Origin of the sequence: Curtobacterium sp. BH-2-1-1 (genome assembly GCF_001806325.1) — a bacterium.
In the GTDB taxonomy this organism is placed as follows: Bacteria; Actinomycetota; Actinomycetes; order Actinomycetales; family Microbacteriaceae; genus Curtobacterium.
This window is the reverse complement of the sequence record NZ_CP017580.1, coordinates 3,201,943-3,227,895: the sequence shown is the minus strand read 5'-3', so window position 1 is coordinate 3,227,895 and position 25,953 is coordinate 3,201,943. Positions and strand designations below refer to the sequence as shown.

24 protein-coding genes are annotated in these 25,953 nt (G+C 72.6%); 15 read left to right on the top strand and 9 right to left on the bottom strand.

Going from position 1 to position 25,953, the window contains the following annotated elements:
• Nucleotides 1-42 precede the first annotated feature (42 nt).
• On the bottom strand, nucleotides 43-228 hold the full coding sequence (locus tag BJK06_RS15315) for a hypothetical protein (protein WP_022907754.1): 186 nt from the start codon (nucleotides 226-228) through the stop codon (nucleotides 43-45).
• 41 nt (nucleotides 229-269) lie between these two features.
• The gene (locus BJK06_RS15310) at nucleotides 270-1,097 is read right to left on the bottom strand and encodes a GAF domain-containing protein (protein WP_070418610.1); all 828 of its coding nucleotides are present in this window, start codon (nucleotides 1,095-1,097) and stop codon (nucleotides 270-272) included.
• 113 nt (nucleotides 1,098-1,210) lie between these two features.
• Between BJK06_RS15310 and BJK06_RS15305 the strand changes: the two genes are divergently transcribed.
• The 3 genes from BJK06_RS15305 (at nucleotide 1,211) to BJK06_RS15295 (ending at nucleotide 5,157) form a co-directional block, all read left to right on the top strand.
• A complete protein-coding gene (locus BJK06_RS15305; protein ID WP_070418609.1) occupies nucleotides 1,211-1,960 on the top strand; it encodes a S1 family peptidase in 750 nt (249 codons plus the stop codon).
• A 152-nt stretch (nucleotides 1,961-2,112) separates the two neighbouring features.
• On the top strand, nucleotides 2,113-2,985 hold the full coding sequence (locus tag BJK06_RS15300) for a patatin-like phospholipase family protein (protein WP_070418608.1): 873 nt from the start codon (nucleotides 2,113-2,115) through the stop codon (nucleotides 2,983-2,985).
• A gap of 60 nt (nucleotides 2,986-3,045) precedes the next feature.
• Nucleotides 3,046-5,157 carry an alpha/beta fold hydrolase gene (locus tag BJK06_RS15295; RefSeq protein WP_070418607.1) on the top strand — a complete coding sequence of 704 codons (2,112 nt, stop codon included), beginning with the start codon at nucleotides 3,046-3,048 and terminating at the stop codon, nucleotides 5,155-5,157.
• 289 nt (nucleotides 5,158-5,446) lie between these two features.
• Here BJK06_RS15295 and BJK06_RS15290 read toward each other — a convergent pair whose 3' ends face one another.
• Nucleotides 5,447-6,640 (bottom strand): acyl-CoA dehydrogenase family protein, encoded by a 1,194-nt coding sequence (locus BJK06_RS15290; protein WP_070418606.1) that lies wholly within the window; start codon nucleotides 6,638-6,640, stop codon nucleotides 5,447-5,449.
• Nucleotides 6,641-6,686: 46 nt separating this feature from the next.
• On the opposite strand from BJK06_RS15290, the gene BJK06_RS15285 reads away from it, so the two are divergent.
• Nucleotides 6,687-7,262, top strand: a complete 576-nt coding sequence (locus BJK06_RS15285) for a QsdR family transcriptional regulator (RefSeq protein WP_070418605.1) — start codon at nucleotides 6,687-6,689, stop codon at nucleotides 7,260-7,262.
• Complete coding sequence (locus BJK06_RS15280; protein ID WP_070418604.1) at nucleotides 7,259-7,717, top strand: thioesterase family protein; 459 nt, start codon at nucleotides 7,259-7,261, stop codon at nucleotides 7,715-7,717. Before BJK06_RS15285 ends, BJK06_RS15280 begins: the two co-directional genes overlap by 4 nt.
• Here the strand turns inward: BJK06_RS15280 and BJK06_RS18715 are convergent.
• From BJK06_RS18715 to BJK06_RS15270, 3 genes are all read right to left on the bottom strand, one after another.
• Nucleotides 7,705-7,854 carry a hypothetical protein gene (locus tag BJK06_RS18715; protein ID WP_156794883.1) on the bottom strand — a complete coding sequence of 50 codons (150 nt, stop codon included), beginning with the start codon at nucleotides 7,852-7,854 and terminating at the stop codon, nucleotides 7,705-7,707. The genes BJK06_RS15280 and BJK06_RS18715 overlap by 13 nt on opposite strands.
• 19 nt (nucleotides 7,855-7,873) lie before the next feature.
• Nucleotides 7,874-8,314 (bottom strand): VOC family protein, encoded by a 441-nt coding sequence (locus BJK06_RS15275; protein WP_070418603.1) that lies wholly within the window; start codon nucleotides 8,312-8,314, stop codon nucleotides 7,874-7,876.
• Between the two features lie 238 nt (nucleotides 8,315-8,552).
• Entirely contained in the window at nucleotides 8,553-12,011 is a 3,459-nt protein-coding gene (locus BJK06_RS15270) for a proline dehydrogenase family protein (protein ID WP_070418602.1), read from the bottom strand.
• An 81-nt stretch (nucleotides 12,012-12,092) separates the two neighbouring features.
• Between BJK06_RS15270 and BJK06_RS15265 the strand changes: the two genes are divergently transcribed.
• The 5 genes from BJK06_RS15265 (at nucleotide 12,093) to BJK06_RS15245 (ending at nucleotide 18,702) form a co-directional block, all read left to right on the top strand.
• Complete coding sequence (locus BJK06_RS15265; RefSeq protein ID WP_070418601.1) at nucleotides 12,093-12,995, top strand: LysR family transcriptional regulator; 903 nt, start codon at nucleotides 12,093-12,095, stop codon at nucleotides 12,993-12,995.
• 209 nt (nucleotides 12,996-13,204) lie between these two features.
• Nucleotides 13,205-15,103, top strand: coding sequence for a hypothetical protein (locus BJK06_RS15260; RefSeq protein ID WP_070418600.1), 1,899 nt, complete (start codon nucleotides 13,205-13,207; stop codon nucleotides 15,101-15,103).
• A gap of 167 nt (nucleotides 15,104-15,270) precedes the next feature.
• Nucleotides 15,271-16,104: a hypothetical protein gene (locus tag BJK06_RS15255; protein WP_070418599.1), complete on the top strand. Its 834-nt coding sequence runs from the start codon at nucleotides 15,271-15,273 to the stop codon at nucleotides 16,102-16,104.
• A 200-nt stretch (nucleotides 16,105-16,304) separates the two neighbouring features.
• Nucleotides 16,305-17,936, top strand: a complete 1,632-nt coding sequence (locus BJK06_RS15250; protein WP_070418598.1) for a putative Ig domain-containing protein — start codon at nucleotides 16,305-16,307, stop codon at nucleotides 17,934-17,936.
• A gap of 133 nt (nucleotides 17,937-18,069) precedes the next feature.
• Nucleotides 18,070-18,702, top strand: coding sequence for an FMN-dependent NADH-azoreductase (locus BJK06_RS15245; protein ID WP_070418597.1), 633 nt, complete (start codon nucleotides 18,070-18,072; stop codon nucleotides 18,700-18,702).
• Between the two features lie 155 nt (nucleotides 18,703-18,857).
• On the opposite strand, the gene BJK06_RS15240 is transcribed toward BJK06_RS15245, so the two are convergent.
• Nucleotides 18,858-19,901 (bottom strand): MBL fold metallo-hydrolase, encoded by a 1,044-nt coding sequence (locus BJK06_RS15240; protein WP_070418596.1) that lies wholly within the window; start codon nucleotides 19,899-19,901, stop codon nucleotides 18,858-18,860.
• A gap of 120 nt (nucleotides 19,902-20,021) precedes the next feature.
• On the opposite strand from BJK06_RS15240, the gene BJK06_RS15235 reads away from it, so the two are divergent.
• Together BJK06_RS15235 and BJK06_RS18710 are read left to right on the top strand one after the other, a co-directional pair.
• Nucleotides 20,022-21,071 carry an ATP-dependent DNA ligase gene (locus BJK06_RS15235; protein ID WP_070418595.1) on the top strand — a complete coding sequence of 350 codons (1,050 nt, stop codon included), beginning with the start codon at nucleotides 20,022-20,024 and terminating at the stop codon, nucleotides 21,069-21,071.
• 82 nt (nucleotides 21,072-21,153) lie between these two features.
• The gene (locus BJK06_RS18710) at nucleotides 21,154-21,297 is read left to right on the top strand and encodes a hypothetical protein (protein ID WP_156794882.1); all 144 of its coding nucleotides are present in this window, start codon (nucleotides 21,154-21,156) and stop codon (nucleotides 21,295-21,297) included.
• Between the two features lie 5 nt (nucleotides 21,298-21,302).
• On the opposite strand, the gene ligD is transcribed toward BJK06_RS18710, so the two are convergent.
• Together ligD and BJK06_RS15225 are read right to left on the bottom strand one after the other, a co-directional pair.
• A complete protein-coding gene (gene ligD, locus BJK06_RS15230; protein ID WP_070418594.1) occupies nucleotides 21,303-22,322 on the bottom strand; it encodes a non-homologous end-joining DNA ligase in 1,020 nt (339 codons plus the stop codon).
• 45 nt (nucleotides 22,323-22,367) lie between these two features.
• Nucleotides 22,368-23,045 (bottom strand): G5 domain-containing protein, encoded by a 678-nt coding sequence (locus BJK06_RS15225; RefSeq protein ID WP_258027646.1) that lies wholly within the window; start codon nucleotides 23,043-23,045, stop codon nucleotides 22,368-22,370.
• Between the two features lie 122 nt (nucleotides 23,046-23,167).
• On the opposite strand from BJK06_RS15225, the gene BJK06_RS15220 reads away from it, so the two are divergent.
• From BJK06_RS15220 to BJK06_RS15210, 3 genes are read left to right on the top strand one after another with little or no spacing between them, the layout of a single operon-like run.
• Nucleotides 23,168-24,004 (top strand): DUF429 domain-containing protein, encoded by an 837-nt coding sequence (locus BJK06_RS15220; RefSeq protein WP_070418592.1) that lies wholly within the window; start codon nucleotides 23,168-23,170, stop codon nucleotides 24,002-24,004.
• 9 nt (nucleotides 24,005-24,013) lie between these two features.
• Nucleotides 24,014-25,216, top strand: coding sequence for a glycosyltransferase (locus BJK06_RS15215; protein ID WP_070418591.1), 1,203 nt, complete (start codon nucleotides 24,014-24,016; stop codon nucleotides 25,214-25,216).
• Nucleotides 25,213-25,830 carry a uracil-DNA glycosylase gene (locus BJK06_RS15210; RefSeq protein WP_070418590.1) on the top strand — a complete coding sequence of 206 codons (618 nt, stop codon included), beginning with the start codon at nucleotides 25,213-25,215 and terminating at the stop codon, nucleotides 25,828-25,830. Before BJK06_RS15215 ends, BJK06_RS15210 begins: the two co-directional genes overlap by 4 nt.
• Nucleotides 25,831-25,953 lie beyond the last annotated feature (123 nt).

Genomic DNA, 25,953 nt, shown 5'->3' with positions numbered 1-25,953 from the left:
GGGTGGACGCAGCGCTCCGGTCGTCGGCGCCGCGGGGCTGGTTCAGCGGGCGAGCGCAGCGGCGAGGCGTGCCTCGAAGCGGCGGCGGGCAGCGACCCGCTCTCGCTCGATGTTCGCGGCGATGACCTCGAGGTCTTCGTAGTCGGCGTCGGTCGTGTCGTCGGTCCAGTTCGGGGTGTACACCCGGGACCGACCGAAGGGCTTCGGTTCGGGGGTCACGATGGTCATGTGGGGATGGTACGTCGAGCGTCCGACAAATCGTGTGCGCATCACGGGCCTTTCCTGCGGTTGCGGTCGCGGTCCGGGAACGGGGTCGCGAGCGAGAACGCGATGGCCATGAACGAGGCCATCAGCGCGACGTACTTGGCGTCGAGGTCGGTGAACGCGTCCGGCACCGGCGAGTCCACGGTGAGCATGCCGAACGAGTACTCCTCCGACCGGATCACGACCGAGACGTACGAGCGGTAGCGGGGTTCGAACCCGGGCAGGTCCTCGTCGGCGTCGACGTCCGTGGCACGGTCGCCGACCACCCGCGGGCCGCCGCCGACCAACACCCAGTCGAGGTTCCGGTCGCCGTACGGGGTTCCCGCCCGGAACACACCGGCGGTGTCCTCGGCACCGCCGTGCCCGATCGGTTCGAGGCCCCGCAGGTCCTCCGACAGCTGGTAGACGTTCGCACGGACGTCGGGCACACCGGGGAGCAGGTAGAACGCGAGGGCCACGGCGACCCGGTCCGCGAACGCCGGCAACTCCTGCCGGCGGTCCCGCCGACGCAGCTCGGCGAACCGGGCGAGCCGCGTGGCGAGCTGCCCGAACGCGTACCGGACGGCCGTCCCCTGCTCGAGCTCGGTCGACCGCGCCACCGCCGCCGCAGCCGTGACCGACGCCTCGGCCCGTCGGGCGCGGACGACCTGCACGACCACCGCGGCGGCCAGCACGACCAGCCCGAACACGACGAGCGAGACCTTCACCCCCGGAGCCACGACGAGGTTCGGCAGCTGGAAGGCAGCGGTCGGCGCCGTCGCGACCACGATCGGCCAGACGACCGCTCCGGCCCGGCGTCGCCCACGACCCGTCGTGGCCTGGTCCCCTGTCATGTCGACGACGCTAGGACACCCCACCGACGCTGACGGAGTTGTCCACAGGGTGACGTTGTTGTCCCCTGCAACGCGGACTTGACCCCCGAACGGGGGGCGAGCACGATCGGGCCATGAAGCAGCGAACGAACCTCAGAGGCCTCGCCCTCACCGGAGCCGCCGCAGCAGCCGCGGCCATGACCCTGCTCGGCGGTGGCCTCGGCGCGACCGCAGCGAGCGCCGCCACCGTCTCACCGCAGGTCATCGGCGGCGAGCAGGCACCGAGCACCCCGTGGGAGGTGCAGCTCGTCTTCCAGCAGGGCGGCACCGGCACGTACGGGTGCACCGGCGAACAGCTCAACGCCTCGTGGGTGCTCACCGCCGAGCACTGCGTCGACGGCACCACCGCGATGAACGTCTACCACTCGAACAGCACGACGAACCGGGGCGCGGCGACCGCGGCGGACCGGCTCTACTCCGCGCCGTCCGGGGACATCGCGCTCGTGCACCTCAGCACGCCGAAGGCCCTCTCCTCGTACGCCCCGCTCGACCTCGCGTACACCACGAAGAGCTCCGGGACCGGCACCGTGCTCGGCTACGGCAACCGCGCCAACAGCGTGCCGACGACGGGGCTCTACCAGGCGACCGTCAACCTCACGGGGAGCTCGACGGACGCGTACGGCGGCCGCGCGCAGCACGTCACGGGTGTGACCGGCGCGTCGAACCACGGCGACTCCGGCGGCGCGCTCGTCGTGAACGGCAAGGTCGTCGGCGTCTGCTCGACCGGCGACGTCGCCGACCCCGGGTCGGACATCCACGCCGGTTCGAACTACGCCGTCCTCACCCAGTCCGCCAGCTGGATCCGCTCGACCGCGGGCGTCTGACCCAGCGCACCCACCACGGGTCGGGAGGCGCGGTGCGGGCCCGCACCGCGCCTCCCGTCCTCCCGTGCGCACGACCGGTGCCGCGCCCGGTCGCTCTCCACAGGTCGCGTTGCGCGCCCCTGCGCGTCGTCTGCACCTGGTAAGCAAGGCGCATGACCGACGTCTCCACGCCTGCGCCCGGAACCAGAGCACTCGTCCTCGGCGGTGGTGGCGTCGCCGGCATCGCCTGGGAACTCGGGGTGCTGTCCGCCCTGCAGGACGCCGGGGTGGACCTCGACGCCGCGGACCTCGTCGTCGGGTCCAGCGCCGGCAGCGTCGTCGGCACCTTCGTCCGGTACGGCGCGGTGCAGCAGGCGTACGACCAGCAGCACGCAGCCGTCCCGACGACCTACGAGGAGCCCGTCCCCATCGACGGCGAGGACTTCCAGCAGCGCATCGGCGCCGTGCTCGAGGGAGCCTCGTCCGACCAGGACGCCCGCGCCCGGCTGGGCCTCCTCGCCCAGCGCACCACGGACGGGCAGACCGACGACGAGCGCACGGCCACCTTCACCGAGACCCTCCCGTCGACGGAGTGGCCGGCGAAGCCGCTCGCCCTCACCGCGATCGACGCGACCGACGGCACCTTCCGCGTGCTCACCGCGACCGACGCCGTGCCGCTCCCCCGCGCCGTCGCCGCGAGCTGCTCGGTGCCGCTCGTCTGGTCGCCGGTCGGGATCGAGGGCCGTCCCTACGTCGACGGGGGCATGCGCTCCGCCACGAACGCCGACGTCGCCGCCGGGTACGAACGCGTCCTCGTGATCGCGTGCGGTCCCGAGGGGCCGTCGCCGCTCGGGCCGTGGCTCGACGTCGCGGTCGAGGGGCTCCGGGCGGCCGGCAGCTCGGTCGAGGTCGTCGTCGCGGACAGCACCTCGCAGCAGGCCTTCGGCACGAACTCGCTCTCGCTGTCGACTCAGGCACCCGCCGCCGATGCCGGACGGACGCAGGGCGCTGCCGTGGCCGAGGGCATCGCCGCGTTCTGGGCGTGAGTTCTCCACAGACCGCCGAGTGACCGTGTCGGGTCCCGGGAGCGCCGCTACCGTGGATGCATGACGACGCCGTTCTCGGACCTCGACCAGTACACAGCCCTCCCCCGCGTGGACGGGATCGCGGTGAGTCCGGACGGCTCCCGGGTCGCGCTGACCGTCAGCGTGCTCGACGCCGACGGCACGGGCTACCGGCGGTCGGTCTGGGCGGTCCCCGGAACCTCCGACGCTGCGGCCGCTCCGGTGCGCTTGACGCGCTCGGCCAAGGGCGAAGGCGGCGTCTCGTTCACGCGCACCGGTGACCTGCTGTTCGTCTCCGGCCGCCCAGACGGCGACGGCGACAAGGACAGCGACGCCGCGCAGCTCTGGGTCCTGCCCGCCGCCGGTGGTGAGGCACGTCCGGTCACGAAGCTCGCGGGCGGGGTCGGTGGGGTCCTCGGCGCCGCATCGCACACGGACACGGTCGCGGTCACGGCCGGGCTGCTGCCGGGTGCCGGCACGGACCGGACCGGCGTGGTCGCCGCCGACGCTGAGCTGCGCGGACGCCGGAAGGACCGGAAGGTGCAGGCGATCCTGCACGAGACGTACCCGGTCCGGTTCTGGGACCACGACCTCGGCCCCGACGAGACGCACGTGCTGACGCTCGACCTCGGGACGCTGCAGGAGAAGGCGACCACACCGTCAGCGACCGCCGCCGATCCCTCCGATGACGAGGCCGGGCCGTCCTACCCGACGCACCTCCCCGTGCTCACCGACCTCACCCCCGCTCCGGGCCGCTCGCTCGAACACGTCGACGGGGTCGTCACGCCGGACGGCTCGGTCGTCGTGACCACGGTCGGCGTGCAGGAAGCCCGCGGGTCCCGTTCGACGATCGTCGCGTTCGACGTCGCGACGGGCACGCGCACCGTGCTGCTCGACGACCCCGATGTCGACCACGAGATGCCGACGATCAGCCACGACGGCCGGACGCTGGCGTGGGTCCGGACCGAGCGGTTCACACCCCGCGGTGCGACCGAGCAGGAGATCTGGGTCGCCCGGCTCGAGGGGTCCGCGCTGTCCGACGCGCGGCGTATCGCGGTCGAGTGGGACCGTTGGCCGAACGAGCTCGTGTTCGCGCGCGACGACGGTGCGCTCCTGGCGACGGCGGACCACGACGGTCGCGCGCCGGTGTTCCGGCTCCCGCTCGACGGCGGCGCCGTCGAACAGCTCACCCACGACGACTGGGCGTACTCGAGCCTGCGCGTGGCGGCGGTGAGCGGGACCGTGGTGGCGCTCCGTGCCTCCTGGGCCGCGCCGCTGCACCCCGTCCGGATCGAGGCCGACGGCACCGTGACGACCCTGGCGACCCCGGCGCAGCTGCCCGAGGTGCCCGGCCACCTCGAAGAGGTCGAGACGACCGCGGCCGACGGCTCCCGCGTCCGCGGCTGGCTCCTCCTGCCGAACGACGACGCCGGCACCGCCCCGCACCCGCTGCTGCTCTGGATCCACGGCGGTCCGCTCAACTCGTGGAACCAGTGGTCCTGGCGGTGGAACCCGCAGCTCGCCGCAGCCCGCGGGTACGCCGTGCTGCTGCCGGACCCCGCACTGTCCACCGGGTACGGACTCGACTTCATCAACCGCGGCTGGAACGCGTGGGGGCAGGCGCCGTTCACCGACCTCATGGCGATCACCGACGTGGTCGTCGCCCGTGACGACGTCGACGAGACCCGGACGGCCGCGATGGGCGGGTCCTTCGGCGGCTACATGGCGAACTGGGTCGCCGGGCACACCGACCGGTTCCGGGCGATCGTCACGCACGCCAGCCTCTGGGCGCTCGACCAGTTCAACGGCACGACGGACATGTCGCAGTACTGGCAGTCGATCTTCGACGAGACCGGGCTGCACGAGAACGACCCGCACCGGTTCGTCGCGGACATCACGTCACCGATGCTCGTGATCCACGGCGACAAGGACTACCGGGTGCCGATCGGCGAGGGGCTGCGTCTCTGGTCGGAGTTGGCGGAGCACCACGCGGCGGACGACGGGACGATGCCGCACCGGTTCCTGTACTTCCCGGACGAGAACCACTGGGTGCTCAAGCCACAACACTCGGTGGTCTGGTACGAGACGGTGTTCGCGTTCCTCGAGCAGCACGTGCTCGGGGGCGAGTGGCGGCGGCCGGAGTTGCTCGGGTAGCGGGGCCCTGGCGCGCGGCGTCAGTGGGAGGGCGCCGAGCCGGAACGACATCGTCGCTGTCGTACGACCTCGGCGATGTCGCACCCGCGCGCCCGCAACCGTTGCACGCGCAACGAACGACATCGTCGCTGTCGTACGACCTCGGCGATGTCGCACTCGCGCGCCCGCAACCGTTGCACGCGCAACCAGCGACACGTCCGCTGTCGCACGACAACGATCGTGTCGTTCCGCAGCGGCACCCGAACGCTTCCCCCGCTGCGGCCCGGCCCAGCCCCGCCCGGACCGGCCCTCAGACGAACGCAGCCTGCCCCGTGATCGCCCGCCCCACGATGAGCGTGTTCACCTCGCGCGTCCCCTCGTACGAGTAGATCGCCTCGGCGTCGGCGAAGAACCGCGCAACACCCTTCTGGAGCACGATCCCGTTCCCGCCCTGCACCTCGCGGCACCACCCCACGGTCTCGCGCATCTTCGCCGTCGCGAACGCCTTCGCCATCGCCGAGTGCTCGTCGGCACCGGTGCCGGCGTCCTGCATCGCCGACGCCTGCGTGCACAGTGCGATCGACGCGGTGATGTTCGCGAGGGACTTCACGAGCAGGTCCTGCACCATCTGGTGCGCTGCGATCGGCTTGCCGAACTGCACGCGGGAGCGGGCGTAGTCGAGCGCGGCCTCGTAGGCGCCGACCGCGATGCCGATCGCCTGCCACGCCACCTCGGTGCGGGTCAGGCGGAGCACTTCGGCGGTCGCGCGGAACGAGTCGGCGTGCTGCAGCCGGCGCGACTCCGGCACCCGGACGCCGGTCATGACGATGTCGGCGTTCTGCACCCCGCGGAGTGCGATCTTGTCCTCGATCTTCGTCGCCGTGAACCCCGGCGTGTCCGTCGTGACGAGGAAGCCCTTCACCTGACCATCGGCGACGTCCTTCGCCCAGATCACGACGACGTCCGCGAAGGTCGCATTGCCGATCCAGCGCTTCTCGCCGTCGAGCACCCACGTGTCGCCCTCGCGCCGGGCCGTCGTACGGAGCCCCCGAGCGGAGTCGCTGCCGGACAGCGGCTCGGTCAGCCCGAACGCCCCGACGAGCTCGCCGGAGGCCATCCGCGGCAACCACTCCTGCTGCTGCTCGTCACTGCCGGCCACCGCGATCGAGTTCATCGCCAGCCCGGACTGCACCCCGATGAACGTCGCGACGCTGGCGTCCACACGCCCGAGCTCGAGCGCCGCCCACCCGCGGTAGACGGCCGAGTTCTCGAACTGCCGGACGAGCGGGATGCCCGGCCCGTACATGCCGAGCTCGGACAGCGGCGTGATCACCTGCATCGGGAACTCGGCGCGCGCCCAGTACTCGTCCGCGATCGGGCGCACGTCGGACTCGAGGTACGTGCGCAGCCGTCCGAGTGACTCGCGCTCCTGGTCGGTCAACCCCTCCTGGAACCGGTAGAAGTCGGACTCGAGGAGCACGGGGATGGCCGTCGTCAGTGACATACACTGATCGTGCATCATTCTGCGAAACGTTGCAAGGGAGGAGCGCGTGTACACATCGGATTCTGCGCTGCGCGCGTTCCGGGAGGCGCGACACACCTTCATCGCCGGCTCACGCATCGACATGGGCGCGCTCGCCACCTCGCTCGGCGTGGACCGCACGTCGCTGTTCCGGTGGGTGGGCAACCGTGACCGGTTGCTGTCCGAGGTCCTCTGGTCCCTCGCCGTGCCGACGTTCGACGCGGCCGCCGCCGCGGCTGCTCCCGCCGGAGCCCCGCGCATCATCGACGTGCTCGACCGGTTCACGGCGGACCTGATCGACGCGCCCTACTTCCGGTCCTTCCTCACCCGCGAGCCCGCACGGGCACTCCGTCTGCTGACCACCACCGAGAGCGACGTGCAGAGCCGGTTCGTCGGCCGGGTCACCGCCCTCGTCGAGGAGCAACGCGTCGCCGGTGCGTTCGACCCGACGCCACTCTCCGCCGAGGAGCTCGCCCGGCTGCTCGTCCGGATCTCCGAGTCCTTCACGTACGCCGACCTCATCTCCGGCCAGACGCCGGACCCCGAGCGCGCACGAGCCACGTTCGAGTACGTCCTCCGACCGACCACGACAGGAGTCCGATGACCATCGCCGACTACCCCTTCGTCCGGCTCTACCCCACCCGGTGGAACGACAACGACATGTTCGGGCACGTGAACAACACGATCTACTACAGCGCGATGGACAACGCGGCGACGTACTGGTTCCGCGAGGAAGCCGGCCTCGACCCGTTCGCGTCCGAGTGGATCGCCGTGCTCGTGTCATCGAGCTGCCGGTTCGTCGAGTCGGCGGTGTGGCCCGACGTGATCGAGGTCGGGATGCGGTCGAAGCACCTCGGGAACACGAGCCTGTCGTGGGAGTTCGGCCTGTTCCGGCAGTCCGACGGCGCGCTGCTCGCGACCGGGGAGTTCGCGCACGTCATCATCGACCGCGAGGGCGCCCGTCGGCCGATCCCCCTCCCGAACGACCTGCGCGAGCTCGTCACCGCCACGATGGCGACGCCCGCGCCGTCACCCGAGCCCGAGCCTCAGGGGCGGTAGTCCTCGCGGCGGGGGTTGTTGAGCCGCACCGCGAGGTCGTCACCGGCCGGGTCGTGGCCGTTGCGCGTGCCGATCACCTTCACGATGGTCGACAGCACGAAGCCGATCCCCCGACCGATGACCCGCACGATGCGCATGCGTCGAGGATAGCTCGCGTCAGCCCTTCAGCGCCGCCAGCTCGAGGTTGATGTCGTCGGGGTCCTGCACCGACAGGATGACCATGCCCGCGTCACCGAGGTCGGTCACCTCGCCGTGCTCCACCCCCGCCGCATCGAGTCGCGCGGCCGCCTCGTGGAGTTCGTCCACCGACCCGACGACGAAGCTCACGTGGTCGAGGCCGACCGTCTCCGAGTCGAACCGCTGGCCCGCCGGCGCGACTGGACGGAGCCCGAACACCTGGTCGCCGAGCCGGAAGACGCTGCCGCCGTAGAAGCGCTCCCGGTCCTCGCGGACGCCCGGCTCGTCGACCTGGTCGCTGAAGTCGATCGCCGGGTCGGTCCCGAGCAGCTGCTGGTAGAAGGCCTTGCTGCGGTGGATGTCGGTCACGGTCACACGGACGTGGGCGAGTGCGGTGGGTCGGGCGAACGGTTCGGTCACGGGGAGTGCTCCTCAGGGAAGGGGCCGGCAGGGTCCGGCACCACCCCGACGCAACGCGCCCAACCTGACCGGACGCCCCGGCCGTGCGGCCACCGGACAGCGCGCCGCGTCGAACCACGAATCCGACATCGAACCAGGCCAGTGCCCTGGTTCGATGTCGGTTCCGTGGTTCGAAGCGAGATCGCCCGCACGACGACCGAGTGCGGCCGGCGGCGCCCGGCGGCACGCGGCCGCCGCACTAGATCAGGTCGTCCGTCAAGTGGTTCGGCGTGCCGAAGCGGTGCGCCGTGATCGACACCGCCTGCTCCCGCACGAACGGCAAGATCTCGAGGCGCCCGGCCTCGGTCACCGGCTCCCCGTACACGGCCACGTCCGGCCGACCACCGATCGCCGTGTACAGCGCCGACGTGTCGCCACCGATGAGCCGCACGCGCCCGGACGGACCACTCGCCACCGCCGAGGCGAACGCCGCGTCGGAGTGCGACTGCGTCAGCGACCGGACGCTCGGCAGCGCCCGGACGGCCGATGCGACACCGGTCGGCAGGGTCGACACGGTCGAGACGTCGATCGTGGTGCCGGCTCGGACCGCCGCTGCGATCACACGGACGAGATCGGCGACCCCGTCGGCCGACGACGATGCCAGGCGCACCCGCACCGCCGGGTACGGCAGGTACCGCGCGATGTTCCGTTCCGCCGTCAGCGCGGATACGTCGGTCGCCGTGCCGAACAGCGACGCCCACGCCTGCTCGTCGGACGCCACGGCCCGGTCGAGCGACGGCGACTCCACCCCCGCGGCACGGACGAACGCGGCGACCGCAGACGACGGAGACGAACCGGACACGGCCGGAGCAGGCGCCCACGACCCGAGCCCGAGCAGGTAGTTCAGCCCACCGGCCTTCGTCCCGGCACCGACGGCCGACTTCTTCCACCCGCCGAACGGCTGGCGTCGGACGATCGCGCCCGTGATGCCACGGTTGACGTAGAGGTTGCCCGCCTCGATGCGCCCGAGCCAGGTGCCGATCTCGGCGCGGTCGAGGGAGTGCAGGCCGGATGTCAAGCCGTAGTCGACCTCGTTGACGATGTCGATCGCCTCGTCCAGCGTGCGCGCGGTCATGATGCCGAGGATCGGCCCGAAGTACTCCGTGCGGTGGAACGCCGACCCGCGGCGGACACCGTCACGGACGCCGGGGCTCCAGAGCGTGCCGGAGTCGTCGAGCTTCGCGGGCTGCACGGCCCACGACTCCCCCGCGCCGAGCGTCGTCAGGCCGTCCAGGAGTTTGCCGGCGGCGGGCTCGATGACCGGGCCCATCTGCGTCGTGGGGTCGGTCGGGTAGCCGACGGTCAGCGACGACACCGCGTCCATGAGCTGCGAGCGGAAGCGCCGCGAGGTGGCGACGGAGCCGACGAGCACGACGAGGGACGCGGCCGAGCACTTCTGACCGGCGTGCCCGAAGGCCGAGGCGACGACGTCCTTCACGGCCAGGTCGAGGTCGGCGGACGGGGTGACGATGATCGCGTTCTTGCCCGAGGTCTCGGCGAGCAGCGGCAGGTCGGGCCGGAAGGACCGGAACAGCGAAGCGGTCTCGTACGCCCCGGTGAGGATCACCCGGTCGACGAGCGGCGACGCGACGAGCTGCTGCCCGAGGTCGTTCTCGGACACCTGCAGGAACGCGAGCACGTCGGCCGGTGCGCCCATGGCGTCGAGCGCGGTCTCGATGATCGACGCGAGGACGGCACCGGAGCGCTCGGCGGGCGGCGCGGGCTTCAGCACGACGGCGGACCCGGCGGCGAGCGCGGCGAGGGTGGACCCGGCGGGGATCGCGACCGGGAAGTTCCACGGCGGCGCGACGAGCGTGAGGGCGGCCGGGGTGAAGGACGCACCGTCGACCTCGTCGAGCTCGGACGCGAGCGAACCGTAGAAGTGCGCGAAGTCGATCGCCTCGGACACCTCGGGGTCGGCCTGGTCGATGGTCTTGCCGGTCTCCGACGCCATCACCTCGACGAGGGCCGCCCGGTTCGCCTCGAGGGCGTCGCCGACGGCGTGGAGCACCGCGCCACGCGCGGCACCGGACCAGGTCCCCCAGACGGCACCGGCGTCCCGGACGCGACCGAGCGCGGTGTCGAGCGCCGTGGCGGAGTCGACCCGCGCCTCCTGGACGGCACGGACGCCGAGCGTCGACGAGGCGACCCGGTCCGTGATGGCCGCACCCCACGATCGCACCGCGGCGACCGACGGGTCGCTGTCCGGCGTGTTCTCGAAGTGCCCCGGGCCGGGGCGACCGACGGCGGCGTAGCGGTCGGCGACGCGGTGCGATGCGGGGGCATCGAGCCCACCGGGCTGTGCGAGGGGGGCGAGCGACGTGCGGAAGCGCTCCTCTTCGCGGGCGAACAGGGCGGGCGAGGACACCAGGGAGAACACCGCGGACATGAAGTTCTCCTGCGACGCGCCTTCCTCGAGGCGGCGGATCAGGTACGCGATCGCGACGTCGAACTCCTGCGGGTGCACGACGGGCGTGTAGAGCAGGAGCGATCCGACGGTGTTCTTGACCGCAGAAGCCTGCCCCTGCGCCATGCCGAGCAGCATCTCGAACTCGATGCCGTCCCGGACGCCGCGCTCCCCGGCGAGCAGCCAGGCGTGCGCGACGTCGAAGAGGTTGTGGCCGGCGACCCCGACGCGGACGTTCTCGATGCGCGACGGCGTCAGCGCCCAGTCGAGCACGCGCTTGTAGTTGGTGTCGGAGTCCTGCTTGGTGTGCCAGGTGGCGAGCGGCCAGCCGTGCACCGACGCCTCGACCTGCTCCATCGGCAGGTTGGCGCCCTTGACGAGGCGGACCTTGATGCCGGCGCCGCCGCGGGCACGGCGGGCGGCGGACCACTCCTGCAGGTGCTCCATCGCGGCGAGCGCGTCGGGCAGGTACGCCTGGAGCACGATGCCGGCTTCGAGGCCGAGGAACTCCGGCTCGTCGAGGAGCTTCGTGAAGACCGCGATGGTGAGGTCGAGGTCCTTGTACTCCTCCATGTCGAGGTTGATGAACTTCGCCGGGGACGCCGACGCGGCCCGGCGGAACAGCGGGCGGAGCTTCTCGATGATGTCCTCGACCGCGTGGTCGAACGCCCACGGGGAGTGCGGGTGCACGGTGGAGGAGACCTTGATCGACACGTAGTCGACGTCGTCGCGGGCGAGGAGCTTGTGCGTGCCCTCGAGTCGGCGAGCTGCTTCACCCTCGCCGAGGACGGCCTCGCCGAGCAGGTTGACGTTGAGCCGGACGCCGTCGCGCTTGATCTTCGCGATGGCCGGCCCGAGCTTGGCGTCGGTCGCGTCGACGATCAGGTGGCCGACCATGTCGCGGAGCACGCGGCGGGCGATCGGGACGACGACGCCGGGCAGTGCCGGTGCCATCCCGCCGCCGAGTCGGACGAGCCCGCGGAGTGCGGCGGGCAGGAAGCCGGGCGCACCGGGCGCGATCGCACGGAGCTTGCGTGCGGCGACGCCGAGGTCCTCGGGGCGGACGACGCCGTCGACGAACCCGACGGCGAAGTCGAGGCCGGCGGGGTCGGCGAGCACTCCGGCGAGTTGCTTCGCCGAGCCGTCGACCGGGTAGGTCTCGGCTTCGGCGAGCCACTGTCGCACGAGCGCGACGGACTGGTCCGCGAGGGCGTCGTGGTCGGTGGCGGGGTGCTCGTGCAGGGTCGTCATGGCATCAGTGTGGAGCCCGCCATGCTGAAGCGGAAGCAACGTTTCGTGACGGGTACCCATCAGCGACACTAAAGTGTCGGCATGCTCGACGTCCGCCGCCTGGTCCTCCTCCGGGAGCTCTCGATCCGTGGCACGATCGCCGCCGTGGCCGAGGCCGTGAACTTCACGCCGTCGGCCGTCTCGCAGCAGCTCTCCGCCCTGGAACGCGAGGCCGGCGTGCCCCTGCTCCGCAAGGCCGGACGGCGGCTCCAGCTCACCCCGCAGGCCGAGGTGCTCGTCCAGGCCGCGGGGCACGTGCTCGACGTCCTCGAGCGGGCGCAGTCCGAGGTCGAGGAGACCATGCCGACCGTGCAGGGTCGGATCCGGGTGGCGGTGTTCCAGTCCGCGGCGCTCGCCCTGATGCCGAACGCCCTGCACGCGATGGCGACGGAGCACCCGGACGTCCGCATCGAGATGGTGCAGCGCGAGCCGGAGACCGCACTGCACGAGACGTGGATCCGGGACTTCGACATGGTCATCGCCGAGCAGTACCCCGCGCACGCGGCACCGAGGCTCCCCGGACTGCAGCGCGAGGACCTCACGACCGACGCCGTCCGTCTGGCGCTGCCCCCGGTCGACACGGCCCTCGCACCGGTGTCGTCGATCGAGGACGCCGCGGCGCTGCCGTGGGTGATGGAGCCTCGAGGGACCGCGTCGCGGCACTTCGCCGAGCAGGTCTGCCGTCGCTGGGGCTTCGAGCCCGACGTGCGGTACGAGACCGCCGACCTGCAGACGCAGATCCGGCTCGTCGAGTCCGGCAACGCCGCGAGCCTCATGCCGGACCTCATGTGGACGGGCCGGACCACGACGTGCCGGTTGGTGGAGCTGCCGGAGCACCCGCGGCGGACGATCTTCACGGTGGTCCGCGCGGCCGGGTCCTCGTCGCCGGCGGTCCGCGCCCTCCGCTCGGCCCTCGAGCGCGCTGCCGCGACCGTCGGCGACTGACCGTCGGCGACTGACCCGAGCGCGACCGACCCGAGCGCGACTGACCCGAACGCGACCGACTCGAGCGCGGCCGACCCGATCGCGACCGACCGGTCGCTCCGTCGCCGTTACCGGACCGAGACGTACCGGGTCGTCAGGATCGTCGGCGCCGCGACACCTCCAGGATGAGGGCACCTCCCGGTGCCCCGCACAGCGTCCAGGGGGATCCCATGAAGCAGTCCTGCACCGCCAGTGTCCGACGCGGCGCCGCCATCGGCGCAGCCGTCGCCATCGTGACCGCGTCCTCGGCGTTCGGCATCGGCGCGACGAGCGCGATGGCCGACGAGGCTCCGACACAGCTCACGCCCGCCACCACCGTCACGACCGGCACGTCCGACGGCTCGGGAGGCGCGGCGAGCGACCTGACGTCGGCCACCGCCGACGAGACGGGGACGACTCCCCCCGTGGTCACCGACGACCCCGCCGAGTCGCCCGAGCCGGTCCCGACGTCCGACCCGACCACGGACCCCACAGCGGCACCGGAGCCGTCCGCTCCCGCCATCGCACCCGCGGCGAGCGCGCCGGCTGAAGATGCTCCGGAGCAGTCCGCCGCCGCGGCCCTCGCCTTCCCCGAGGGCATGAGCGCCGACGCCCCGCTCGTCCTCACCGCGACGGTGGGCGACACCGTGTCCCGGACGTTCACCGCGACGGGCGGGTCCGGCACCGTGACGTACGAGGTGCGCGGCGCGAACGGCAGCCCCGTCATCGGCCAGGGCGACTTCAACAGCGACTTCTCGTTCGACGGGACCACCGGCACGCTGTCCGGCTCGCCTCGGTACGCCCTGCGGACCTACACGTTCCAGGTCATCGCGACGAGCGGCTCCGAGACCGCCATCGAGTACGTCGAGCTCACAGTGAAGCCCGGTGCCCCGGTCGGTGTCACCTTCTCGGTCGCCGCGCCGGGGACCGCTGGCCTGTGGCAGGTCGAGCCGGACGGCACGATCTGGGAGGAAGCAGCCGGCAAGGGACGAGTCCGCATCGTCTCCGACGTCCCCGTCGCGACCGGGACGACACTCTCGCTGGCTGGTCTCGCGGTCGACGCCTACGGCAACCGCGTGACCGGGAGCGACCAGGACGACGACTACCCCCGGTCGACCGTCACGAGCACCGTGGCGTCCGACCGTGCGGTGTGGGACCCGGCGGGTGCGAACCTCGTGACCTTCACCGAGGCGGGCACCCGCACGGTGACCGTCTCCGAGGGCGGCGTGTCCACGTCCTTCACGGTCGTGGTCACCGACGAGCCGTTCGCGTTCGTCGACCCGTCGTCCGCCGACGCCCCGATCGCCATCGCCCCGACCGCGGGCGAGCAGTTCACGCGGACGTTCGACGTGTCGGGAGCGACCGACCCGTCGGACCTCCGCTACGAGCTCCGCGGGGTCCAGGGCGAACCCTTCGACGAGACGTACGCCCGGAACGGGCTCGACCTCGCCATCGACCCGACCACGGGCGTGCTGACCGGGACCGGCACGGCAGCCACGTCGTTCCGCTTCCAGGTCGTCGCGACGAGCGGCGGGCAGGAGGCCGTCGCGAACGTCGAGGTCACCGTCTCGCCCGCGGCCTTCGCGAAGCTCGTCGTCGCGGTCCTGCCGTCCGACCGGGACCCGGAGTCGGAGACCTGGTCGGTCGACGGCGACACGATCACGCACATCAACCCGGACGGCGGTTCGGAGGTCGTCGACGCGGTCCCCGCACGACAGGGGCAGCGCATGCTCGTGCTCGCGGTGCCGGTGGACGCCTACGGGAACGCGGTCGCCGACCACGACGACCTGACCATCACGAGCGACGTCGCCAGTGACCGGATCGCCTACGACCCGAGCACCGCCGCGACCTGGGTCACGTTCGAGCACGCCTCGCCGCACGTCGTGACCGTCGCGTACCAGGACCGCACGCAGGACATCCGGTTCGACGTCACCCCGACCGCGGCGACGGCGGGAGCCACCACGAACACGGGCTCCGGCCGTCTCGCCTACACCGGCGCGGAGACCTCGGGTCCCCTCGCCTGGGCGCTCGGACTGCTCGCCGCCGGCGGTGGACTGCTGGTCCACCGGCTGCGTCGCCGTCGCGCCTGAGCCGCGACCGTCCGGCGGACCGGGAGGCGCGGTGCCAGCTGGCACCGCGCCTCCCGTCATCGTCGGCGTGCCTGAGCGAACCGGAATGCCCCGGGGACGCCTGCGGTCGTACCGTCGTCACTGACAGGAGCGGATCGCCGCCCTGCACAGAACGACCAGGGGATCTCATGAACGCCACCACTCCGTCGCGCCGTCGCGCGGCCATCGTCACCGCCGTCGCGGTCGCCGTCGCCGCAGCCGGTTCGACCGCCGTCCTCGGCGTCGACGCCGCATCCGCCAGCACCACGGTCACGAGCCAGCACGCCGCGGCGACGCCGGCGCCGCTCGCCTTCACGCAGAGCTCGTCCGCCGCCCACCCGATCGCGCTGACCGCGACCGCCGGCAAGGCGTTCGCGCACACCTTCACCACCAACGCGAAGGCGGGGTCGGTCGCCTACGCGATGGACGAGCCGGCCGGGCTGACGCCGGACTCGCCGCGCGCGTCCGACCACTTCTCGGTGAACACGAACACCGGCGTCCTGTCCGGCACGGGGGTCGAGAGCGGTATCTGGGACTTCCAGGTCGTCGCCCTCCGCAACGGCGTCGAGGCCCACGCGTACGTGCAGCTCACCGTGCTCCCGGGGGCGGCAGTCGGCGTGCGGACGTACGTCTCGCAGCCGAACACGACCGCGCCGATCTGGTACATCGCGCCGAACGGTGTCATCCGGCAGCGGCTGACCCCCACGAGCAAGGCAACGGTCGTCAAGACCGTCCCGGCGGTCCGGCTCGAGCAGCTCATCGTCACCGGGGTCGCGGTCGACGCCGAGGGCAACGTCATCAAGGCTCCCGACGAGGGCGGCGACGTGTCCACGGTCACGAGCAACGTCACGTCGGACCACGTCACCCGGACCGGCGCCCAGGACACGATCACGATCAGCGGTGCGTGGTCGCACCGCCTCACCGTGACCCAGGAGCACGCGCACACGTCGTTCACGGTCTCGGTGGCGCACGCCGCGCACTGAGTCGACCACGGGGAGCCGCGGCTGGCGCGCTGAGCAGCACGCCACCCGCGGTTTCCCGCACTCACCCCCAACCCAGGTCACATTCCGTGCTCGGTGCTCCCGATCACGCGCGCGTACCCCTACGATCCGATCAGGCCGAGGATTCTCGGCAGATTCTTACGATCCGGCACCCGACCGGACCTGAACACCTGGGGGAACACGTGCGCCGCAGCACTTCCACCGTCCGACGCGCCTGCGCGCTCGGGACCACCGCCGCGCTCATCGCGCTGACGACCGGTCTCGGCATCGCGACCGCGACGGCAGCACACGCCGAGGGCGCCGACACGTCGGTCCCGACGCAGACCGCGCCGGCCGACCCGACGCCGACCGACGCGCCGACGGACACCACGCCGACGGACGCGCCGACCGACCCGGCACCGACGGACGCGCCGACCGACACCGCGACGGACGCGCCGACGAGCACGCCGACGAGCACCACGGCACCGTCCGCTCCCGCACGGAACCAGACGCCGTCGGCCGCGTCGACGGACGCACCGGTCACGCCGCTGGCCGCCGACCCCGCCGTCACCGTCTCCGGCGACACCAAGGTGGGCTCGCAGCTCACGGCGGACACGACCGGGTTCGACGAGGACGGCTCGTTCAAGTACGTCTGGACCGAAGCCGACGCCGGCCCGACGCCGACGACGATCGCCAAGACCAAGACCTTCACGGTCGACCAGACCGAGGCGGGCAAGCAGCTCGTCGTGACCGTGACCGGCGACCTGCCGGGCGGCGGCAAGGAGACCGTGACCTCGGACCCCTCTGCGGTCATCACGCAGGACCCGGTGTTCGTCGACGCGGACGGCAAGCCCATCACCGAGGGCACCGAGGCGGACGTCGACGTGCTGCCCCTCGAGGCCACCGCCGGTGACCCGTTCTCGTACACGTTCCGCGCCCAGGGGTACCCGGCGCCGACCTACAAACTCGACTGGTATTACGGCGACGAGGAGGACTCCGCCGACTCGATCGTCGAGTCGAAGTCGCAGGCGGACTCCATCGCGATCGGGTACGGCTTCGAGGAGGACGACGACTTCACCGTCGACGACCAGCTCCCCGAGGGCATCACGTTCGACCCGACCACGGGCGAGCTGAGCGGCACCGCCACCCTCGCGTCGTTCTACGACTTCGCCGTCACGGCCACGAGCGGTGACGTCTCGACCACGCAGTACGTCGAGCTGACCGTCGACCACGCCGCCGCGTTCGGCATCACCGCGTTCACGACCGACGAGAAGTCGATCACCGCGCGGGACAAGCGCATCTGGCTCATCCAGCCCGACGGCTCGATCTACACCGTCGACCTGTCGACCGACGAGGACGGCTTCCCCGAGGAGCTCACCCTCACGCCGACCGGCCGTCCCACCGTGGCGCAGGGCGGCACGCTCATCGTGTCGGGCTCGCCCGTCGACCGCTTCGGCAACGACGCGTCGGACTTCGACGACGAGGGCAACCCCACGTTCGTCCCGACGGTGACCTCGAACGTCGCCACCGACGTGGTCGCGCCGTACGAGGAGAACGGTGCCGAGGGGCAGGGCGTCTTCGGCGTCACGTTCCCGCACGCGTCGATCCACACCCTCACGGTCGCGAGCGGCGCGCTGCAGCCGCTCTCGTTCGCGGTCGACGTGCGTCCGACCACCCCGACGGTGGCCGTCGTCACGCCCACCACCGCGAAGGGCCAGCTCGCCTACACCGGTTCCGACGCGACGGGTGCCCTCCCCTGGGCCCTCGCACTCGTCATCGCCGGCGCCGGTCTGATCGGTGTGCGCACGCTGCGCCGCCGTCACGCCCAGCGCTGACGCCCAGACGCCTCCCGCCAGTCGCGTGCCCGCGTGACTGACGGGAGGCCCACCTCGGCCCCGCCTCGCCCCTCACCGGCGCGGCGGGGCCGTTCCCGTCATCCGGCGGGTGTCGGTCGGTAGCGTGGGGACCATGCCCACGCTCCTGCACATCGACTCCTCGGCCGACCTCGCGCACTCCCGCTCCCGCGCCCTCACCGCGGCCTTCGCGGACGCCTGGCGCGCACGTGGCCCGGAGTACACGGTCGTCCGCCGCGACCTGCACGTCGACCAGCTCCCCCACCTCGAGACCTCGGCGCTGCACTGGGCCGCCGCCGACCGCACGGATGACGAGGTCGTGGCCCCCGAGGCCGACGCGCTCCGGCAGGAGGTGATCGACGAACTCCTCGGCGCCGACGTCGTCGTGGTCGGCGCGCCGCTCTACAACTACACGGTGCCGTCGACGCTCAAGGCGTGGATCGACCGCATCCACGTGCCGGGTGTCCTCGCCGGTGCCGTGCAGCCGCTCGCCGGGCGTCCGGTCGTCACCGTCGTCAGCCGGGGTGCCACGTACGACGCCGGGACCCCGACGGAGGGCTGGGACCACGGCTCCCCGGTCCTGCACCTCATCCTCGGGACCGCGCTCGGCATGAAGCCGTACCCGATCACCGTGAGTGCGACCCTGGCGGACCGGCTGCCCGACCTCGCGCCGCTCGCCGACCACGCCGCCGCCGAGTTCGCCGACGCGAAGACGACGCTGGAGCGCCTCGCCGCGACGCTCGGCTGACGCGGGGCGCCGGCGGCCGCGGCGGCCCGCACCTCACCGAACCACGAATCCGACGTCGAACCACCGCCGCTGCCTGGTTCGACGTCGGGAACGTGGTTCGAAGCCGTTCGGCGGTACGACCGGCCCAACCGCCGAGGCCGCCGCGACCGGCCGGGTCAGGCGGGGCGGACCTCGTCCGCGCGACCGAGCAGCGCCGCGTGGAACGCCGTCTGCGTCAGCGCACTGGCGAGCAGGAACCCCGTCATCGACTCGATGCCCCCGCTGAACGGCACCCGGGACGCCACCTCGTAGAGCGTCGGCGAGGACAGGGCGTCGAGTGCCTCGGCGACGTGCCGCGACCGTTCCTCGCGGTGCCGCGCCAGGGTGCGGGCACGACCGACGACGTCGCGGAAGCGGTACTCGTGGCCGGGGCACACCTCGAGGTCCGCGTAGCCGTCGAGCCGCCCGAGTGACGCTAGGTAGTCGCCGAGCGGGTTCGTGGCGGTTCGGCCCCCGAGCCCGATCCCGGAGTTGATGCGGGGCAGGACGTGGTCGCCGGTGAACAGCAGGCCGTCCTCCGCGTCGACGAAGCAGCAGTGCCCGGCGGTGTGCCCGGGGGTCCACAGCGTCCGGATCGTCCGACCGGCGACCGGCAGCACGTCGCCGTCTTCGAGCAGCAGGTCCGCGAAGGGCTCCGCCGTCCGACCGAGCCCGATCCGTCGTCCGCTCCCCCAGGCCTCGACCACGCCGGCGCGCAGGTGCTCCGGCAGTCCCCACGTCGCGATGTCGGCGTCGTTCACCGCGGCGTCCGCCCGCTCCCGGTGCAGCGCCTCGACCTCGAGCCGGTGCATGGCGACCCGGGCGCCGGTGGACCGTCGGATCGCCGCCGCGGCGCCGAGGTGGTCCGCGTGCAGGTGCGTCACGACGACCAGCCCGACGTCGTCGAGCGACCGCCCGATCGCCGTGAGGCCGTCGCGGAGCACGTCGAGACCGCCGTCGGCGGTCCACCCGGGGTCGATCAGCGCGAGCGAGCCGTCGGAGCCCTCGACGACGTACACGAGCGTCGCGTTGGGCACCCCGAAGCGGAAGGGCACGGCGAGGGTCCAGATGCCCGGGCGGATCTCCTCGACTGGCGGCAGGACGCCGTCGCGGAGCGCGGCGGCCTGCACGGGGCTGATCGGTTCCGGTGCCGGCGCTGCCGGCGGGGGCACGGTCGTCACGCGACCACTCTACCGAGGTGCCCGTCGCGACCGGGGCGAGCCGCGCCTCCAGGGCCACGGCCACCGGACGACGGACCGACACCTGCCGGACGGACGCGGCCGCCCGAGTAGACAGGACCCATGGAGATCGCACCGATGCTCGCCAAGGCCGTCCCCACCGTCCCCGAACCCGACAGCGTGCGCGGCGGACTCCGGTACGAGCCGAAGTGGGACGGGTTCCGCGGCATCGTGACCATCGACGGCGACGACGTGGAGATCGGCAGCCGCGGTGCGAAGCCCCTCACCCGGTACTTCCCCGAGCTCGTCGAGGCCTTCCGCGCACAGTTCGGCGGCCGCGAGCACCCCGTGGTCCTCGACGGCGAGGTGATCCTGCGCTCCGGGGACGCCGGCGCGGAACGGCTCGACTGGGAGGCGCTGTCGCAGCGGATCCACCCCGCGGCCTCGCGGATCGCGAAGCTCAGCGCCGAGACCCCCGCGCAGTTCGTGGCGTTCGACCTGCTCGCGGTGGACGGCACGGATCTCCTGGACCGGCCGTTCGACGAGCGTCGGTCGCGCCTGGACACGCTGTCGCAGGACATGTCCGACCCGCTGTTCGTCACGCGCACCACGCTCGACGTCGACCTCGCCCGCGAGTGGCTGACCACGTTCGAGGGCGCCGGGCTCGACGGTGTCGTCGCGAAGCCCCGGGCGAAGCCGTACGAGCCGAACAAGCGCACCATGCTCAAGGTCAAGCACCACCGCACGGCCGACGTCGTCGCGATCGGGTACCGCGTGCACAAGAGCGGGACCGGCGTCGGCTCGCTGCTCGTCGGGTTGTACGGCGACGACGGCGAGCTCCGGCAGGTGGGCGGCGTGTCCGCCTTCTCCGACAAGAGACGGGTCGAGTTGGTGGACGAGCTCGACCGGGTGGTCCTCCGGGATGCGGACGGGAGGCCCGTCACCGGTGACGGGGAACGCTCGCGGTTCTCGTCGGGTCGCGACACGTCGTTCGTCCGGCTGGCGCCGTCGCTGGTCCTGGAGGTGCGGTACGACCAGATGGAGGGCGACCGGTTCCGGCACACGGTCCAGTTCGAGCGGTGGCGTCCCGACCGCGAGGCCGCCTCGTGCGGCTTCGACCAGCTCGAGGTCCCGGCGGCGTACGACCTCGACAACGTGCTGCTGTCCGATTGACGCTCGACGATTGATGTAGTTAGGCTAACTAGGTAACTTCTTCCATGCGGATGCATCCGCATCGAGCAGACGGGAGCGGGACATGATCATCGACGGCATCAGCGACGCCCACCGCGGGACCTGGTCCCGGCTGACGCGCCTGCACACGGCGAGCGTCTCGCTCCCGACGCACACCACGCGCGTCGCCGAGCCCGAGGGCCGCGCCGAGGGCTGCGCCGCCGTCTGACCCGTTCAGGCCTTCTTCGCGCGTGACGGCTGCACGCGCGGCGGCTCCCCCGGCATCTTCGGGAAGTCCGGCGGGAAGGGCAGCTCGCCCTCGCCGTTCTCCAGGTCGCGCTCCCACCACGCCAGCAGCGGTGCGATGCTCGCGGGCTCGTCGTGCATCGCCTGCCACGGGTCGCCCGCGGTCCGCAGCCGCTCCGGCACCGACCGGATCGTGAACGCCGTGGGATCGGCGTCGTCGAGTTCGTCCCACGCGATCGGCGTCGACACGGCCGCGTGCGCGAGGGCACGGGGACTGTAGGCACCGGCCATCGTCCGGTCGCGGTTCGCCTGGTTGAAGTCGACGAAGACGCGCTCCCCGCGCTCCTCCTTCCACCACGCCGTCGTCACCCGGTCCGGCATCCGTCGCTCGAGTTCGCGTGCGGCGGCGATGACCGCGTGCCGGACGTCGAGGAACTCGTACTCGGGCAGGATCGGCGCGAAGACGTGCAGCCCGCGGTTCCCGCTCGTCTTGATCCACGCCGTCAGCCCGACCTCGTCGAGCACCTTCCGGAGCTCGTGCGCGACGGGGACTGTGTCGTGGAAGTCGGTGCCGGGCTGCGGGTCGAGGTCGATGCGGAGCTGATCAGGGTGGTCGGGGTCCCCGGCGCGCGAGGCCCACGGGTGGAACACGACGGTGTTCATCTGCGCGGCCCACACCGCGACGGCCGGCTCGTCCACCACGAGCTGCGGGTGCTGCCGGCCGCTCGGGTAGGTGACCGTGACCGCGCGGACGTACTCGGGCGCGCCCTTCGGCGGGTTCTTCGAGAAGAACTGCTCGCCGTCGACGCCGCCCGGGAACCGCTGCAGCGAGATCGGGCGGTCGCCGTTGGCCCGGACGAACGCGTCGCCGACGGCGACGAGGTACTCCGCCAGGTCGAGCTTCGTGATGCCGGGCTCGGGCCAGAGCACGCGGGAGGGGCTGCTGATCCGGACCTCCCGGTCGCCGTCCGGCCCCGGGACCGTCAGCGTCGTCGCTTCGCTCGCCATGCAGCGGACCGTACACGGGCCGCTGGCAGGGCGCGCCAGGTCCGGCTACATCGTGTTCCAGTGCAGGTGGCCGTTCGCGTCCGGCCCCTTGCCGCCACACTGGTACGAACGCCCGTTCGCCGCCTGGGCCACAGCGCCGTTCTGCGCGTCGGCGCAGAACGCGCCCGGCGTGATCAGGCCCTGCTGCTGGGTCGACGGTGCTGGTGCGGCAGGAGCCTGCTGGGCGGGCACCGGGGCGGTCACAGGGGCGGGCGCGACGTACGTGCCGACTGTGGTGACCTCGGTGACGGGAGCCCGGTTCAGTGCTTCGCGAACCTGCTCCCGCTTCGTTTCGACACCATCGACCGTCGTGACCCGGTAGACGGTGGTCTTCGCGCCCATGACCCCTGCGGTCGTGACGTGCGACTCGTCCTTCGGCAGCGTCGCGTCCTCGACTGTCGTCCGCGCGAACGGGACGTCCGTCCGTTCGGAGACCTCGGTGACGACGGTCTCCGGCGTCGGGATGGCGGTCGGCGTCCGGGTCGGCTCGGTCGTGCGGCTCGGCGCGGGCGTCTGCACGAAGCGTTGCGCCTCGGCCGTCGCAGAGGGACCGGCAGCGGGCGCGTTCGACACCGCCGCGCTCACCAGCGCTCCGGCGGAACCCACCCCGCCCACCCACACGACTGCAGCGATCGCCACCACCAGGGTGGCCCTCGCCTTGGTCGTCATCGTTCCCCAGCGCATCTCGAGTCCCTCTCCGATCGATCCGACGTCCGAGTTTGCGGGAAGGGGACACACCACCCGTACCCCCAGAACGGGATCGCCGCGCTGCGGGGACACCATGCCGCCGGGTGCACGATGGACGGGTGAACGCGTACCTCGGGGTGGACCTGGCATGGGGACTCGGCACCGCGACCCGCGCACCGAACGAGACCGGACTCGTCGCGATGGACCCCGACGGAGCGGTCACCGACGCCGGCTGTGCCCGGGGCGTCGACGCCGTCACCGACTGGATCGCCGGACACCTCGGCGAGCGCTCCCTCATCGCCGTGGACGCCTCGCTCGTCGTGACGAACCCGACCGGCATCCGCGAGGCCGAACGGCAGGTGGGACAGCGCTACGGCCGGTGGAAGGTCGCGGCGAACCCGACGAACCTCGCGTCGGCGGCGAGCGCCGGGGCCCGACTGCTCGAGCGGCTGACGGCCCTGGGCGTCGGGTACGTGTCGTCGACGGCGGCGATGCGGGAGCGCACCGGTCCGGCGGTGTTCGAGTGCTACCCGTACACGACCCTCGTCGGGGTCGAGGAGCTCGGCTACGACGTCGAGCGGCCGCGGTACAAGCGTCTCGACCTGCACGTCGCGCCGGCGACGGCCCGGGCACGACGGGCGGAGGCGTTCGACGAGCTCGTGCGTCGGCTGCGCGAGACGCCGCTGGACCCTCCGCTCCGGCTCGACACGCATCCGCTCACCCGGGCGCTCGCCGAGCCCTCCGGGATCCACGGGCCGACGCACAAGCACCGGGAGGACCTGCTCGACGGAGCCCTCTGCGCCTGGACGGCCGCGTTCTGGGAGCGACACGGCGACGACCGCGTGCAGATCCTGGGAGGCGATCCGCGCCTCCCGTCCGACGCTGTGGACGAGGCGGGCCGCCACCCCGTCGTGGTGGCGCCCGCGCGCCCGTCGCAGCGGCCGACGCGCGGATAGGCTTGCGCGGTGAGCACCACCACCGAACCCCTGCGCATCGGGCTGGTGTCGCTGCACACCTCCCCCGGCGACGAACCCGGCTCCGGCGAGGTCGGCGGCATGAACGTCGTCGTCCGCCACCAGGCCGAGGCCCTCGCGGACCGCGGCCACCACGTCGACATCATCACGCGCCGCTCGTCGCCGACGCAGCCGGACTCGGTGTCGCTCGTGCCGGGCGTCTGCCTGCGGTTCCTGTCGGCGGGGCCGGCCGAGCCGGTGCCCAAGGGCGAGCACGACGCGTTCATCGAGCCGTTCCGCCGCGAGCTCGAGCACCTCGGTCCGTTCGACGTGCTCCACTCGCACCACTGGTTCTCCGGCGCGGCCGCACTCCCCGTGGCCCGTGAGCGGGACATCCCCCATGTGCAGTCCTTCCACTCGATCGCCGCCGACAGCGACACGCCCCTGTCCGAGGGCGAACGCCCGGAGTCCGACGGGCGGATGGCCGGCGAGCGCATGCTCGCGCACGAGTCCGACGCGGTCGTCGTCGTGTCCTCGGCCGAGGCCGACACCGTCCGCACGCGGCTCGGCGGCGAGACCGGCCGGATCTGGATCGTGCCGCCGGGCGTCGACGGGTCGGTGTTCCGTCCGTCCGCAGCCGGTGCCCGCCGCGCGGACGTCCCGTACGTGGTCGCCGCCGCGCGGGTGCAGCCGTTGAAGGGGCTGGACCTCGCGATCGAGGCGATCGCCGGCATCAGCCAGGAGGCGCGACCCACCCTCGTCATCGCCGGGGACGCCTCGAGCGAGGCGGGTGACTACGTGGACGAACTGCGTCGGCTCGCGGCCCGCCTCGGGATCGCCGACCGCGTGACGTTCGTCGGTCCGCAGTCGCGGGCCGACCTGGCGTTCCTGTTCCGCGGCGCGGCAGCCGTGCTGGTCCCGTCGCACTCGGAGACGTACGGCCTCGTCGCGCTCGAGGGCTCCGCGTCCGGGGTGCCCGTCGTGGCCGCCGCTGCCGGAGGACTGCGTGAGGCCGTGGTCGACGGCGAGACCGGGGTCGTGCTCGAGTCCCGCGACCCGGCCGTCTGGGCGGCGGAGACGGAGCGGATCCTGACGGACTCGGCGTACGCGGCGTCGCTGGCCGCGGCCGGCCGGGAGCACGCGGAGCGCCTCAGCTGGGAGCGCTCGGCCGCCGGGCTCGAGGACGTGTACCGCCGGGTGCTGGGACGCGCGTGAGCGGGGGCGGGCGGTTCGACGCGTTCTGGGCAGCGCTCGACGCCGTGCCGGTCGCGGACGACGCCGAGGCGCTGTACAACGTGTCGACTCCTGCCGGGCTGCTGCGTCGCGCGAACCTCGAGCGGTACCTCTCGACCGTCGGGGCCCGGGCGGACACGGTGCTCGTCGCCGAGGCCCCGGGGTGGCGCGGCATGACGAACACCGGCGTGCCGTTCACGAGCATGCGGGAGCTCGGGCCGGACTACCTCGTCCCGCCGGAGCCGACCGCCCCGTGGGAGGCCTCGTCCCGCGTCGTGCAGGCTGCCCTGGCGTCGTGGCACGGTGCGCTCCCGATGACGTGGGCGATCTTCCCGCACCACCCGTTCGCCGCCCCGGACCGGCTGACGAACCGAACGCCACGGCCGACCGAGGTCCGGGAGGGTGCCCCCGTCGCGCTCGCGCTGCTCGATGCGATGCGGGCGGGTCCGGGCAGCGACGACGTCCAGGTCGTCGCGGTGGGGCGGAAGGCGCAGGGCGCGTTGGCGCTGGCGGGGATCGACGCCGTGGCGGTGCGGCACCCGGCGCAGGGCGGGGCCGCGCAGTTCACGGAGCAGGTGCTGGCGCTCCGCCGCTGACCGCGCGGCCGCGGCGCGGCGCGTTCGCACAACGCAAGTGCATCGGAACCGGGGATCGGCGTGGTTCGGACGCACTTGCGTTGTGCGGCGACGAACGGAACCGGCAGCGCGGCGGGGCGCGGC

What these genes read in the sequence shown, in the direction of transcription:
- BJK06_RS15315 (WP_022907754.1), bottom strand. Translation starts at nt 228, where the DNA reads ATGACCATCGTGACCCCCGAACCGAAGCCCTTCGGTCGGTCCCGGGTG.
- BJK06_RS15310 (WP_070418610.1), bottom strand. Translation starts at nt 1,097, where the DNA reads ATGACAGGGGACCAGGCCACGACGGGTCGTGGGCGACGCCGGGCCGGA.
- BJK06_RS15305 (WP_070418609.1), top strand. Translation starts at nt 1,211, where the DNA reads ATGAAGCAGCGAACGAACCTCAGAGGCCTCGCCCTCACCGGAGCCGCC.
- BJK06_RS15300 (WP_070418608.1), top strand. Translation starts at nt 2,113, where the DNA reads ATGACCGACGTCTCCACGCCTGCGCCCGGAACCAGAGCACTCGTCCTC.
- BJK06_RS15295 (WP_070418607.1), top strand. Translation starts at nt 3,046, where the DNA reads ATGACGACGCCGTTCTCGGACCTCGACCAGTACACAGCCCTCCCCCGC.
- BJK06_RS15290 (WP_070418606.1), bottom strand. Translation starts at nt 6,640, where the DNA reads ATGTCACTGACGACGGCCATCCCCGTGCTCCTCGAGTCCGACTTCTAC.
- BJK06_RS15280 (WP_070418604.1), top strand. Translation starts at nt 7,259, where the DNA reads ATGACCATCGCCGACTACCCCTTCGTCCGGCTCTACCCCACCCGGTGG.
- BJK06_RS18715 (WP_156794883.1), bottom strand. Translation starts at nt 7,854, where the DNA reads ATGCGCATCGTGCGGGTCATCGGTCGGGGGATCGGCTTCGTGCTGTCG.
- BJK06_RS15270 (WP_070418602.1), bottom strand. Translation starts at nt 12,011, where the DNA reads ATGACGACCCTGCACGAGCACCCCGCCACCGACCACGACGCCCTCGCG.
- BJK06_RS15265 (WP_070418601.1), top strand. Translation starts at nt 12,093, where the DNA reads ATGCTCGACGTCCGCCGCCTGGTCCTCCTCCGGGAGCTCTCGATCCGT.
- BJK06_RS15260 (WP_070418600.1), top strand. Translation starts at nt 13,205, where the DNA reads ATGAAGCAGTCCTGCACCGCCAGTGTCCGACGCGGCGCCGCCATCGGC.
- BJK06_RS15255 (WP_070418599.1), top strand. Translation starts at nt 15,271, where the DNA reads ATGAACGCCACCACTCCGTCGCGCCGTCGCGCGGCCATCGTCACCGCC.
- BJK06_RS15245 (WP_070418597.1), top strand. Translation starts at nt 18,070, where the DNA reads ATGCCCACGCTCCTGCACATCGACTCCTCGGCCGACCTCGCGCACTCC.
- BJK06_RS15235 (WP_070418595.1), top strand. Translation starts at nt 20,022, where the DNA reads ATGGAGATCGCACCGATGCTCGCCAAGGCCGTCCCCACCGTCCCCGAA.
- BJK06_RS18710 (WP_156794882.1), top strand. Translation starts at nt 21,154, where the DNA reads ATGATCATCGACGGCATCAGCGACGCCCACCGCGGGACCTGGTCCCGG.
- ligD (WP_070418594.1), bottom strand. Translation starts at nt 22,322, where the DNA reads ATGGCGAGCGAAGCGACGACGCTGACGGTCCCGGGGCCGGACGGCGAC.
- BJK06_RS15225 (WP_258027646.1), bottom strand. Translation starts at nt 23,045, where the DNA reads ATGCGCTGGGGAACGATGACGACCAAGGCGAGGGCCACCCTGGTGGTG.